The organism is Paenibacillus paridis (genome assembly GCF_006345825.1).
Taxonomy (GTDB): domain Bacteria; phylum Bacillota; class Bacilli; order Paenibacillales; family Paenibacillaceae; genus Pristimantibacillus; species Pristimantibacillus paridis.
The window spans coordinates 51132-65250 of record NZ_VCIX01000071.1; the positions used below are offsets into that span (position 1 = coordinate 51132).

General features: G+C 50.1%; 10 protein-coding genes. All 10 read right to left on the reverse strand.

Annotated features, from left to right (window positions below; genetic code table 11):
- Positions 1 to 149 precede the first annotated feature (149 nt).
- Positions 150 to 809, reverse strand: a complete 660-nt coding sequence (locus FJQ58_RS04945; protein WP_139991380.1) for a methionine ABC transporter permease — start codon at positions 807 to 809, stop codon at positions 150 to 152.
- A gap of 4 nt (positions 810 to 813) precedes the next feature.
- A complete protein-coding gene (locus FJQ58_RS04950; RefSeq protein WP_139991323.1) occupies positions 814 to 1842 on the reverse strand; it encodes a methionine ABC transporter ATP-binding protein in 1029 nt (342 codons plus the stop codon).
- Between the two features lie 74 nt (positions 1843 to 1916).
- Complete coding sequence (locus tag FJQ58_RS04955; protein ID WP_139991324.1) at positions 1917 to 2741, reverse strand: MetQ/NlpA family ABC transporter substrate-binding protein; 825 nt, start codon at positions 2739 to 2741, stop codon at positions 1917 to 1919.
- A gap of 185 nt (positions 2742 to 2926) precedes the next feature.
- Complete coding sequence (locus FJQ58_RS04960) at positions 2927 to 4696, reverse strand: right-handed parallel beta-helix repeat-containing protein (protein WP_139991325.1); 1770 nt, start codon at positions 4694 to 4696, stop codon at positions 2927 to 2929.
- A 102-nt stretch (positions 4697 to 4798) separates the two neighbouring features.
- Positions 4799 to 6838: an endo-alpha-N-acetylgalactosaminidase family protein gene (locus FJQ58_RS04965; RefSeq protein ID WP_139991326.1), complete on the reverse strand. Its 2040-nt coding sequence runs from the start codon at positions 6836 to 6838 to the stop codon at positions 4799 to 4801.
- Positions 6839 to 6859: 21 nt separating this feature from the next.
- On the reverse strand, positions 6860 to 8524 hold the full coding sequence (locus FJQ58_RS04970) for an extracellular solute-binding protein (protein WP_139991327.1): 1665 nt from the start codon (positions 8522 to 8524) through the stop codon (positions 6860 to 6862).
- Positions 8525 to 8604: 80 nt separating this feature from the next.
- Positions 8605 to 9498 (reverse strand): carbohydrate ABC transporter permease, encoded by an 894-nt coding sequence (locus tag FJQ58_RS04975; RefSeq protein ID WP_139991328.1) that lies wholly within the window; start codon positions 9496 to 9498, stop codon positions 8605 to 8607.
- 25 nt (positions 9499 to 9523) lie between these two features.
- Complete coding sequence (locus FJQ58_RS04980) at positions 9524 to 10465, reverse strand: ABC transporter permease (protein ID WP_139991329.1); 942 nt, start codon at positions 10463 to 10465, stop codon at positions 9524 to 9526.
- A 191-nt stretch (positions 10466 to 10656) separates the two neighbouring features.
- Complete coding sequence (locus tag FJQ58_RS04985; RefSeq protein ID WP_139991330.1) at positions 10657 to 12450, reverse strand: cache domain-containing sensor histidine kinase; 1794 nt, start codon at positions 12448 to 12450, stop codon at positions 10657 to 10659.
- On the reverse strand, positions 12443 to 14074 hold the full coding sequence (locus tag FJQ58_RS04990) for a response regulator (RefSeq protein WP_162341318.1): 1632 nt from the start codon (positions 14072 to 14074) through the stop codon (positions 12443 to 12445). Before FJQ58_RS04990 ends, FJQ58_RS04985 begins: the two co-directional genes overlap by 8 nt.
- Positions 14075 to 14119 lie beyond the last annotated feature (45 nt).

Below are 14119 nucleotides of genomic sequence, written 5' to 3' on the forward strand. Positions count from 1 at the left end.
CAATAGATATGACAAGGTAAGAATCTAACTGCAAAGGCGAACACTTCGTTTCTCCAGAACGATCTTCTCGCTTCACTTAAACTGTATTTCTTTCGTTCAACCTATATAGATGGACTAGAACTCACACTTTGTCAATGATCGTTAATCTTCTAATGCTTGCGCAGCTTCTTCGATATCTGGTTCCCGGCTGTCTGGATCAATTGCACGAGCAAGATCAGGATGATGACGCACACGTACATGACGTCGGGCTGCCAGCGCTGATAGCCATAACGGATCGCCACATCGCCAAGCCCTCCCGCACCAAGCACGCCGGCCATTGCCGTAGCGCCAATCAGGCCAATGGTCGCAATCGTCAAGCCTAGCACGATTCCCGGCCTTGCCTCCTTCAGCAGCACCTTCCAAATAATCTGCCGTCTAGAAGCGCCCATCGCCTGAAAGGCCTCAATGACGCCGGGGTTCACCTCCAGCAAAGCAGACTCAATCAGCCTCGCAATATATGGCGCGGTGTAGAAGACGAGCGGCACGATGGCCCCTTTCACGCCAATGGTCGTATGCACAATCCATTTTGTAATCGGGATGATGGCAATGAGTATGATGATGAAGGGGACAGAGCGCAGCACGTTGATGACCGCATTCAAGACCGGATAAAGCACCTTGTTCGCATAGATATGGTTAGGTCGCAGAACCACTAGGCAAACGCCTAGAAATAGGCCGATAAGCGTGGAGAAAAAAAGCGAATAAACGACCATTGCCGCCGTTTCCCCAAGCGACTCCAGATACAAATCATAATTAGCTATGAAACTGTTCATAAAGCTATTCAGCATGCTCCAGCACCTCCACCTGTATGCCGTTTTGTTCCATGTAGGCCATGCCTTCCTGAATGACAGACGGCTCGCCGGGCAGGCTAATAACGAGAAAACCAAATACGCTATCCTTGATTTTCGTTATATTCCCGTACAAAATGCTGGGCCGCAGCTGATAACGCAGCGTCAAATCAGCCAAGATAGGCTCGCTTACCATTTCGCCTACGAATGAAATACGCAGCAATCGCCTTGATGCGGCCTCGTTCGCGGCCCGCTGCAGCAGCTCGTTAGGCAAGTCGGCGTCAAACACGCTTTTGATAAATTTCCTCGTTGTTTCCGTCTTCGGCTTCGTAAACAGCTCCAGCACCGTACCCTGCTCTACGATGGCACCGCCCTCCATCACCGCCACACGATCGCATATCTTCTTGACGACATACATTTCATGGGTAATGAGCACGACCGTGATGCCGTAGGAGCGATGAATATCGAGCAGCAATTGCAAAATGGAATCGGTCGTTTGCGGATCGAGCGCGGACGTCGCCTCATCGCATAATAAGATTTCCGGCTCGTTGGCCAGCGCCCTGGCAATAGCTACGCGCTGCTTCTGGCCACCCGACAATTGAGCGGGATACGCGTCCTTCTTGTCCTCCAGCCCAACAAGCGAAAGCAGCTCGCCGACCCTCGCCTGAATCTGCTGCTTCGCTGCGCCAGCCAGCGCCAGCGGCGCGGCAATATTTTGATAGACGGTACTCGACATTAGCAAATTGAAGTTTTGAAAAATCATGCCGATCTTGCGCCGCATCATCCGAAGCTGGTGCTCGCTAAGGCCGGCGAGCTCCGTATCTTGGATTCGTACGCGGCCCGACGTCGGCCTCTCCAAATAGTTGATGCAGCGAAGCAGCGAGCTCTTGCCCGCTCCGCTGTAACCAATAATGCCGAAGATTTCCCCTTTGCGGATATGCAGGCTGGCATCTTTTACGGCATGGATTTCCTGCTTGCCTTGCTGAAACGTCTTGCTAACCTTCTCCATCCAAATCACGATACTTCCTCCGCCTCCATTGAAATGGTAAAAGGTCTCTTCCACTAAGAAGAGACCCGGGCTTTCTGCAACGACTACCAGGATGCTACGATATAAGTGCCGTATTTTTCTTCGACAAATTTCTTTACTTGATCGGAGTGATAAGCCTTAATCAGTCGTTGGAACACCGGTTTATCCTTATCCTCCGTTCTTACGGCGATGATGTTCACCCAAGGCGAATCCTTCGGCTCGATAAAAATTGCATCCTTCGTTGGCACGAAGCCCGCTTCCACCGCATAGTTCGTATTAATCACCGCTGCCGTCAAATCGCCAAGCGCTTTTGGAATAAAGGCCGCGTCCAGCTCCTCGAACTTCAGGTTCAGCTTGTTCTCGGCAATATCGCGCACGGTTGCCGTAATCCCCACGCCCTCTTTGAGCTTGATCAGACCCGCGTTTTCAAACAAAATCAACGCACGCGCGCCATTGGTCGGATCATTCGGCAAGCCGATTACGTCACCGTCCTTGATTTCGGAAACGTCTTTGATCTTCTCGGAATAGAAGCCGATCGGGAAGTTAAGCGTGTTGGCAATTTTCACGATATCCAAATTGTTATCCTTCTTGAATTGATCGAGATAAGGCTCATGCTGGAATGCGTTCGCATCTAGCTCCCCTTCAGCAAGCACTTTATTCGGCTGTACATAGTCATTGAATACCACCAGCTCAATCTCTAGATTGTCCTTGGCTGCAACCTCCTGTACTTGCTTCCAGATCTCCTCCTCGACACCTGCCGATATGCCAACCTTCAGCTTCGCCTTATCGTCATTGCCCTCTGCCCCATTGGAGTCCGACTTGCTGCCGCAAGCAGCAAGCGCCGCTGTTAATACCAGAGTCAGCACAACCATTACGATTTTCTGCTTCATTCATGTTTCCCCCTGCTCCGATTTGTTTTCAGGTGAATCAAGCGCCCAGAAAAAACAGAAAAGCTCTTATTCCAACGCATACGGCTGCTTCTGCCGTTGCGTGAAATAAGAGCTTTTAGTCTTCTAATCAGCTCAATTTCTTATTATTCCGATGAATTTACTATAGATTACGATCCAGCTTATTGTCAATGCTTTTTTGTAATTAAAAAGCTAGCTTTTCCATTTATGACCATACGCATGGCCCCATCACCGATCCATTCATTTGCAGAAATCGTTTCATCACTGCAAGCCGTCAGCGCAATGAGCTCCTGGCCCCCATCTTGCTCACCCTCACATGCCAGAACATTGATTTCGTTGTTGCTGAAAAGGAGCGATCGGGTGCTTTTGGCATGGAGGACCGCTTCTTTGCCCGTCCAGAAACGGTTGTTTTCTATTCGAATATTCTGATGAACAGGCTTATTGGCATCGCATTCCGAATTCTCGGGGGCGATCAGAATGGCCGGCTGCCCATTTCCCCAACCGCACTCGCGGAATTGATTGCCGCGAATGGTCAGGTCCTGCACTGCACCTGACTCATACCAGCTTTCGGCATCATTCGCCACCAAAACTCCGCTCATCGCCAGCCGATCAAACACATTATGCTCGATTACAGCCTTACGGCGCGTCGTAACCAGAATGCCCCTAGTCGGTATTCGGGCAAAATAATTGCCGGAAATGACGACCTCGGGCGTCCAAGTCACGTTCTCGATAACGTCGCCGATTCTCGTTTCTTCCGGCACTGGCTCCGCCAAGGTAAGCACGATCTCCCGGGGGCTGAACCAATCCACCGATAGAATGCTGCCAGTGCCATAAATGCCAAGGGTAGCGGCTCTGACCAATGCGATAGCGTCTCCGGGAAAGAAGGCCTGAAAGCCGTAGCTTTGCGGATGCATGAACCGGACTAGCAGGCGGTTCGGCGCGGGGATGTCCATAATTCGCAAATGCGTGCCATGCACATTGATTGGATCATCATGTCCGCCGACAAATTGGCTATTGGTGATTCTGATCACCCCTCTGCAGCCCGACACATGAATAAAATCCGCAAAGGCGGCCACGGTCCGCCCGGTTTCGGCGCGCGGCGACAAATTCATTTCCTCAAAGCAAAGGTCCTCGCTGTACTGGCATACAATACCGAGTCCATGCATGAAATGCATGCCCACTCGTTGCCACCGAATATTCCGGCTCCTCAGGATGAACGCCCCTACCTGGTCCCGCAGCCCGTCACGCGCTTGAAGGACCCTTCCGGCAGCCATGTCTATGGAATAATCGAAGAACAGCCTTAGCCGCATTGGCTCCAGCTCCTCGACATGAACGGCTTGCGCAATCAAGTTATCTATACGCCAGGTCGTGTTGCGTTCAGGATCGTATTCCTGCATGGGGCCTTCGCGGAAGCGCCAGCCCTCTCCTATCCAGAATAACTTTCCGTCTTCCAGCTCATACCTCGAATCAGGATGGACGCGCACGTCGAAGCAGCAGCCATGGCTCCTCTCCACACTCATCTCCACAACGGTAGGCCGTTCATAATCCATATTCAAATTCCTTACTTCCATATTGAAGCAATCATCCATGACGAGCATGGTTTGCTTGCCATGGAATACGAACAAGGAGCCATTTCCTTCGAGAATAAGCTCACTCATCCCTTTAAACCAAAGGGCTACCGTCTTCGTTACGTCCGAATTTTCTTCCTCGCTAGCTGTATTGGTGACGTAATACGGCGTTCTGACCGCTTCCTCGGGATAAAAATCGTAGCGCCCGTGCGGGCAGTCCAAAATAATCGCGCCGGAATGGCTTGCAGCAGCCTCTATGGCGAGTCTCATAGCACGCTGGGCATCCTTTCCCGAATTGGGCTTTGCCCCATAATCCGTTAAACGAATAACCGTTGGAATAGCAACCTCTTCTTGACCGGTTTTCAACATAATCATCCCCTTTACTAATAGTTAGTTAGACCTTAATAAATAAAAAAACACCCGCCGTATCCGGCTAGTTAACTAACCGGAGTTCGACGGGCTTCAAACCTTTTATATTTTCTCCAATAAGACAGGAACATGCGGCTCTAGCTTGATTTGTATCGATCCATCAGCCCGCTGATAAGAATCAATCCGTTGTTTGCCGTTGCCAGATAAGCGATAAGCACGAAACTCGGCTTTATTCCAGTCTTCAGGCAGTGTCCACGCACGGTCGGTCCCGCCGCGGCTGTACATATAAATATGGTTATCCATTGGAATAAAACGATTGTCGTTGTCAGCAATTGTCACGGAGCCCCACTGTACGGCCAACTGCTCCGTGGCTTTCACGATGTTTACCGTCACGCCATCCCCGTACCTGATATCGACCCGCTCCTCGTTCTCCCGCCACTCGACCATTTCTCTGGAGAGGTAGAAGCGATACAGCATGGAACCGAGATAAAGAATATCGACGATTTGGTTCCATTTCGATTTGAAATCATTGGACAGAAAATGCTCCCCGGGCAGCCTTGACGGTTCACCCCTGTATAAAATATCCGAGTCAAAGGACGCTCCCTTGCCCCAAGTAATGGCATCCATGTCTACACTGCCGCCCCCGGCAATCTTGCCATGATACATGAGCGAAGGCGAGTAATGCCAATAGGCGCTGAATAGGCCTCCATCCTCGATTGGCATGCCGTTCTGGCCTTCCGTAGTCACGTCGATGCCTCTTTCATTGAAGTAGGCAATGATGGGCTTCATCCCGCAGACCAGCTCTTCCACAGGACCGATGTAGCCATCCTCCTCCCAGCTGGCATTCGTGTTGCGGAACGCGTCGATATGAACGGTACGATGCACGGGAACGGTCTGCAAAAACTGGTCAATACGCTCGAATACCTTGCCGCTCTCCACATCCTTGGTATGGCTGATATGGTAGGCGCGATGCCCTTCCTTCGTATCAATCCAGATCCGCTTCGCTCCATCAGGATCGTGGCTAATGATATCCGGGCTCCAGTCCGGCGTATCGCGATAGGCATCGTCAAGGTTGATATGATAGCTAACGATGCAATTGTACTCTTCCCGAGCACGGCGGACCAATTCAAGGAGCTCCTCCTGCGCTCTGTCCGGATTCTCGGCCAGCTTCGGATTCACGCGGTTAATCGAAGGGTAACCTGTATCGTGGCCATCGAACTGCCAGCCCGTCATATAGGCGATTTGGGGCATCCCGCCGGTAATATGATGAATTTGACGAATAATCTCCAGCATTTCCTTAAAGCTTGTCAGTACGCCGCGTTTTTTCTCCGCATTGAATACCTTGTACCAGATCGCCTCTTTGTACATCGGATGGGCATCCGGGAACTGACGGTTCATCCACAGCTGGTAATCGCATTCGTCCGCAATGCCGTCACCGTTTAGATCTGTTTGAAAAACAATCTTCAGCTCCAGTGGCTCCATTGCCTTGCTGCGCACCCGGTACTGATACGTATTCAGGCTGATCCTGTACTTCGACCCGCGTCCAGGATAACGCTCATCGCCTGCAATCTCGCTCAGCAGCGGGATTACCGGATAATTCGTATGAACAAAGCAGCATAACTGCCCATCAAACACACAGGTATGCATCGTTGGTACGGAAGCATGATCCGGAATGGCATCGCTAATTTTCTCCAGCGCGTGCTTTCTGTCATATAACCCTCTTCCACCACCCGGAATGAGCTTCCAGCTTTTCTGATGAACCTCGGTGCGTGCAAAGCTGAAATCGGGTTGCTCGCAAGCAAGCAGCGGCTGGTTCAGCCAATCTAAGCGCTCCAGGCTACCGGCTGGATCAGCTTGGACCTCCACCCGCACCTTCACCATATTTTGCTCCAATCGGTACTCCATGTTCATTCGAAGCCCCGAATGTCGCCAATGAAGAAGATAAGAAACCTTGTCCAGGCCGGCTTCTACCGAGGCCGCAATCTCCCACTCCTCCCACTCGGTCGCTTTTCCATTCACGGCCAGCTTCCCGTCAGGACCGCTGCCCAGCAGCTTTGTATTCGAAGCTTTATACAAATAGTCTTTAATTCCCGGCCAATCATATAATTGAACGGCCAGCAGCTCGTTTTCCAGCTTATACATGTTGTTTCCTCCCGATTGCGTTTAAGAATTGCCGAGCTTTTGCTTCATTTCCGCATATTGCCTCGTGTACTCCGCTTCCAGCTTAGCGACTCCCAGCTGTTCGGCCACCTTCAGAAAGCTGTTGAAGGTTGCTTCAAACTCGGCTTCCGAGCTTGCAAATACCAGCTTCGTAACATAGTCCTCACGTGCTGAATTCAGCTTGGCATCAATGACGCCGAACTCGCTCGCGCTGTCGATTTTAAAGTTGAATTCCGGAAAAAACTTCATTCTTGGCGACATCAGCTTATCGTACGCCACCCTTTTCTCATCCTTCGGATTCCACTGCACCGTATTGGATACGGACCAGTTCGCAAGCAGAACAATCGGCTCGCCGAAGCCAACCTGGCTCCATGTGCCGCCCCAATCCTTGTTCAACGCATCACTGAAGTCTTTCGTATACGTTGGTTTGCCTTGCGGGAAATAATCATTCGGAACCGATGAGTCATAGTAGAAATGCGGGCCGTTCGCAAGATCCTTGAAATCCGCCTCGCCTTGTCCTTCGGCGCCAAAGAAGAAATCAGCCTGCCCCTCCTTCGATGCCGCATATTCCAGCAGCTTCATCGTGCGCTCTGGGTTTTTATTGCTTTTTGGAATAACGAGCGCGAGCCATCCGGTAGGAATGGTTGGAGCCATATACGTGCTGAACGGCTGCAGCATTTCGAACTTGGTGTCCGGATTGTCCTTCGGCGCCGGAGAGTTCTCTGCCGTTGAGTTGTAGGCCCACACGATTGAATCGCCAGCGGCGACCTTCTGAGCGGTAACATCGTTTGTGTTGACGAAGGACTCCTTGGTCAGCAGCCCCTTGCTTGCCAGCTCAAACCCAAACTTGATCATGTCCTTCCACTTCGAATCATATATTTTGTTCTTCACGTCATCGCCTGTTACGTAATACGGCTCAATGCCGAACTGCGGCTCAAACCAGCTTAGATTGCCGGTATGCTGGCTTTTATCGCCGAGATACGGAATTTTGTCTGGATGGTTCTTCGCCATTTGCTCAAGCGCCGCGATATATTTCTCCGGCGAAGAGGTATCTGGGCGGCCGATTTCATCGTAATAATCTTTACGGACAATGAGCTGCGGCAACCAAACGGGAGCAAGACCCGCGTTTTTCTTCGCTTCCTCCAAATACTTCTCCGTTTGATAGCCCGAAACCAGCTTATACGTTTTGCCGTCCTTCTCTTTGAAGTTTGTCAGCAGCTCCGGGCCGTACTGCTCATCCAGCACGCTGCGCAGCTTTGGCGCATATTGATCTATTAATTCATCCATCGAATACAAGTAATTTCCGTCGATCAGCTGCTGCAGCATTTTATTGCCGGCATCAACGACCAACACATCGGGCAGGCTGTTGCTCGCAATCATCAAGGAGATGTCTTTGCCGTCCCCGTCGTCTTGCACCGGTTTTTTGACGTTAAAGCCGATGCCCGTTTTGGCCTGAATCCGTTTGGCACCCGGTCCCGACCAGTCCCCATACCAGGCACGATCCGAGTACAAGCTGAGCGTCAGCGGCGCGCTGCCATCGACTTCAGCCCCGTTCGTTGCTTTCGTGCCATCGGTCTGGTTGCTGCCTGTGCCCGCGCAGCCCGCAGCTAATACTAGAGACATACATGCGGCTATCAAAACGGATAAGTTCTTAAACGATGCTTTCATTTTGTATTTCCTCCCTTTTGTCTCTTGCTTCAATGATCTATATCAAAGGACTCTTTGGAGCCTATGATACCTCTTCAAGCTTAAGCTTTGATTGCGCCAACCATCATGCCCTGCACAAAATATTTCTGGATAAACGGATACACGATCGTGATCGGCAGAATTGTTACTATTAAAGTGGCATATTTAATCGCAAGCAGCGTAGATAAGGGATCTGCCCGCATGCCCGGCGGCATGTTTTGCATGTTATCCATAATATTGACATCGGAAAGCATCCTGACGATGATCGTTGGCAGCGTCCATAGCCGTTGATCCGAGACAAAATAGGCGGAGGTAAACCAGTCATTCCAATGGTTGACGGCCACGAACAGCGCTACGGTTGCGAGCACCGGCTTGGAGAGCGGCAATATAATCCGCACGAAAATGTAAAGGTCTCCGCCCCCGTCCACCTTGGCCGACTCTTCCAGCTCGCTTGGCATTTGCCGGAAAAACGCCATAAACAACAAAGCGTTGTAAATGCTAAACATAGCCGGAATGATATACACCCAGAAGGTATTGAGCAAATGCAGCTTTTGCAGAAGCAAATAGCTTGGAATCAAACCCCCGCTGAAATACATCGTTACCAGACCTGCGATGGAGTAAACCTTTCGGAACAGCAAGCGTTCCTTCGACAGGGCGTAAGCCGCAACTGCCGTAAACAGCACGCCGGTAAAGGTGCCTAGCACGGTACGGCCTACCGTCACCAAGAATGAAGTGATCAGATGGTCGTTTTTAAAAACGTAGCCGAAATTATCGAGCGTAAATTGCCTCGGGAATACATAGAGCTTGCCGCTAGCTGCATCGATAGGATCATTGAGCGCATAGATAAGCAAGTAATAGATCGGATACAAGGTCGCAAGCATCGCAATCACGGAAAATACGGTAGCAAAAATGTTAACGACCCTATCCTCTGCCGTCAGCCTGATGTATTGGCGCATGGTCGATTTCTCCTTTCGGTTTCCATTAGAACAGTCGGTTGCCGGACACTTTCCCGGAAAACCAATTCGCTATCAGCACAAGCAGAATCGCCATCGTCGATTGGAAGAAGCTGACCGCTGTCGCGTAGGAATAACGAGTTAACTCCAAGCCCATCTGAAGCGAATAATATTCAATGACGTAGGACGTCTCTTTATTGAACGAATTGCCGAGCAGAACCGATTGATCCAGATTCCCGCTAAACAGCGTCCCGATATTCAGGATAAACAGAATCGAAAATAACGGAATCAGGCTTGGCAGCGTAATATGGATAATCCGTTTGACCCTTCCCGCCCCGTCCATTTTTGCCGCTTCATACAAATCGGGGTTGATGCCGGAGATCGCCGCCAAATAAATGATTGCTCCCCAGCCGACGCCCTTCCAAATGCTGATCATAATTGACAAAGGCCTGAACAATCCCGGCTCGGTCCAAAATTCAATCGGGTGCTGAATCATATTGAGCAGCAGCATGGATTGGTTCACCATCCCCTTGGGATCAAGCAGGAAGATCCACATGGAGGCGACCATAGAGAACGAAATGAAGTTCGGCAAGTAGCTGCTCGTTTGCACAAACTTTCTGAACCGCAGAAACGGAATTTCGTTGATGATCAGCGCAAACAGCAGAGGCGCCGGGAACACGATCACCATATTCAGCAGACTCAATATGACAGTATTTCGCATGGCCATATAGAAGGTCGGATCTGAAAACATTTCCGTAAAATTGGCCAGTCCGATAAAGGGGCTTTTGAGAAAACCGGTAGTTAAATTAAATTGTTGGAATGCAATGACATTCCCTGCAATCGGAATGTACGCGAAGATGATCAGGAAGATCATGCTTGGCAATATCATCATTTGCAGCGTCAGCTGCGACTTGAATACAGTAGTCCAATGTCTTCCCTTGCGCTCGTGGTGCGTATCGGTCTTATGCATGGTGTTTTCCCCTCCTGTAAACAAGGATAACACCCGAGCATCCGATCATATACGGGACAGATTTAAGGTTTACTGTTATAGATCTAAAGGGATTGAATCAAACGGAACAGAAACAAAAAAAAGCCAACCAGAATAGGCTGGCTGACCTCAATGTACGAAGACACCCCCCGCCGGAAGCCGTCTTCTTCGCTTTATGCTTCGAAATCATCAATATCCGTCGTGCCTTCCGGCAGCAACGGATGCATCAACAGAATCGTCGTGCCCTCATCAGGCGAGCTTTCAATTTCCAGGCCATAGTTTTCTCCAAAATAGTGCCGCAAGCGCTCATGGACATTCATCAGTCCTATCCCGCTATCTGCCTCGTTCTTGTTTGGCTCCGAGGGCTTAAGCAGCGTGGGGATCACTTCCTCGGGAATGCCCTGTCCGTTGTCAGTCACTTTAAATAACAACCGGTCGCCGCTTCGCTCGCCTTGAATGATGATCATTCCTTTGTCTCCTTTGCCTGCAAGGCCATGGCGAATGGCATTCTCAACCAACGGCTGCAAAATTAGACGGATCAGCGGGAGGTTCTGAATGTCCTCTTCAATCATAAACGTGACGCGGATTGCATGGGACTGCCGCTCGCTCTCAATTCGAATATAGGATCTTAGCAGCTCCAGTTCACGGTGCACGCTTGTCAGCTCCTTGCCCCGGTTCAAGCTGAGGCGGAACATCGTACTGAGTGACCTGACCATCTCGCTAATGTCGCTGATTTGATGAGCTTCCGCCTTCCAGCGGATCGTATCCAGCGTATTGTACAGAAAATGCGGATTGATCTGGTAGTTCAGCACTTGAAATTCCAGCTGCTTCTTTCGCCTCTCTGATTCTTTGGTTTCCTTCAGCAGCTTTTGAATTTCTCCGATCATGCTGTACATGCCGCGGTAAAGCCAACCGACCTCGTCGCTCCGCGTGGCAAAACGCGATTCCTCGGCAGCTGCTTCGTTGAAGTTGTTGCGGGTCAGCCGCTTCATCTGACGGATCAGCGAAGAGATCGGATTCGTATAATTAACGGTAATATACCCGACAAGAAACAAGGATAACAGGAAGTAAAACAACAAAAACAGTATCGTCAGCTTGCTCAGCCCGGCGACCGGATTATTCAGATCCTTAGTCGGCGTAATGCTGACCAGCTTCAGCTCGTTTTCCATAAAGCTTGTGAAATTGACAAGCGATTCGGTACCGTTATATTTGACCGTTCGGGACTTGCCTGGGCCAATCAGCACGCCCTCCAGATTAAGGTTTAGCCGCTGCTTGCCGTAATTGTCATCCGTGCTGTAGATGATCTGATTCGCCTTGTTCAGCAGCATTAGCTTCTGGCTTGGAAATTGTTTGACCGGCTTGATAAAATCAGCAAGGATCGAAGGGCGAATATCCATAATGACCACGCCCAAGGGCTGAAAACTCTTTAAGCTGTGCAGCCTCTTCACGCTGCCAATGGTGGGCTGCAGGAATAGACCGGCCTGCTCCTCCGGACCAAACACTTTCCAGAAGGACTTTCCCTCCTGCGTGATACCGGAAAACCAAGGCTCCGATTCAATGCTCTCTGGTACCGCTATCGCATTCATGTAGATGGGATACTCCGATGGCTTTAACGGGTATAGGCGAATTTTAAACAGCTGGTTCGAGTAGTTGACATTGTCGACATACGACAGCAGCCTGTCGGCATGGCTGATATCATCCGGTTGCCCGGCTGCTTCCGTTACCAATTGCTGCATTTCGTCGGAGGCCATCAGCTTGTCCTGCTCATTCTGCACATAGTGGAAAAAATAATTCAGGTTTTTCCCCAGCTGCACGACCGATTCATAATTCGTGTTATGGATGGTCTGTTCTGATTTGGAAAACGCGATATAACCGACCAACAGAAATGGAATAACAATAATGATAAAAAACACGAACATGAACCGAAAACGCATAGGCAGCTGATTGCGCAGCGAATAATCAGTCATCCGCCTGTATCCCCCTCAAGTTTCGGTAGTCTTTGGGAGTATACCCATATTTCTTTTTGAACAGCCGCGAAAAATATACCGTATCCTTATAGCCGACTTCATGGCTGATCTGGTAGATTTTCAGACTGATGTCCTGCAGCAGCAGCCTGGCCTCCTCCATCCTCAAATGAGTGACGTAATCCAGGAAGGTGGTTCCGAAATTCTTTTTAAACAGCGTGCTTAGCCACTCCGGGGTAATGAAAAGAGAATCGGCAACGGATTGAATCGTGATCGATTGTTTGTAATGCTGCTGAATATAACGTTCCGCCTGATGGATCAACTGATTTTGCGATTTGCCGCTAAGGTCCTTGTTGATTTGCAGCAAATAAAGCAGCACCTGCGGTTGAAGCGCTTCCAACGTATCGAAGGCCTCAAGCTTATCCCATACTGATAAGGGCTTTTTCTTCCACTCCTCTTGTTTCCAGCCCAGCTTTCTAGCTTCCTCGAAAAGTTCCAGCAGCCATTCAAACACACGGTGATGCAGGTCTCGAAGCTGGGTTACTCCCCACTCCTGTACCATCGCCGGAAAACTGGCCATCGCCTCCCTGACGTCACGCTCTTCTCCGTGCTTGAGCAGATCTGTTAATGCTTTCAGGTCCAGCAACAAATCGACGTCCCGGAATTGCCCGTTTCCTTCTTGATCCATAGCCATGCTTCCATAAAGCTTACTGTGCATGAGGTTGGTCAACGCTTCCTCATATCGCGCATTCAACGTTTCAAAGCTGCCAGCAGCACTTAGCGCCACGCTGACATTTACCCTGACATACTTGGCCATTCGAGCGATAAGCAAGCTTCTGAACTCGACTACCCAGGCCGAAAAAGAAGAAGCTGGATGTCCGTTTGCGCCAAAGATGACTACCCATTTGTCATCCTTTGCCGCGCTGAACGAAACCTGTTTGCTTGCCATCTCGCTTTGCTCGAGCAATGAGTACTCCAGTACGTTCCCGACGGCGAAAGCAATCACTTCTTTCTCGTTCACGGGGTCTCCAGCCTGCACGCGCACCTTCAAATTATCTACCTCAAGCACCAGCATAAACAGCGTATCCGTGCTGAGCCAGTCAAACCCGTATTGGTGAAGCAGCTCCATAACGCGTTGCTCCGATTGCAGGTTCTGGGTGGGATGGATTAAGCCCTGCAATACCCTTTCCTTTAACTTCGGTACGACATACTCCATCATGCTGAGGCTGTGCTGCTGCTTATCTTCTTGCTCCAAAATCACGATGGCTTTTTTTACGACTTCCTTCAGCTCGTCCATATCTACAGGCTTTAGCAAAAAGTCGATCACGCCATAGGTCATCGCTTGGCGCGCATATTGAAAATCGTCATAGCCGCTAATAATGATAACCTTTCCTTTAAATGCCATCTGCTCGTATAGAGCTTGAATAAATGCCATGCCTGACATTTTCGCCATTCTAATATCTGAAATCACCAGCCGAATATCCGGTTCCCTCTGCATCATTTCAATCCCAGAGCTTCCATCATCAGCTTCCAATACGCAGTCGAGGCCTAACTCGCTCCAGATCGGGTGGTTTAGCATCCCCTGCCGAATCACTCTCTCATCCTCTACAATTAGCACCTTGTACATGGTTGATATCACCCCGTTCATCATCCTGCGCTTACCCTAAATGCT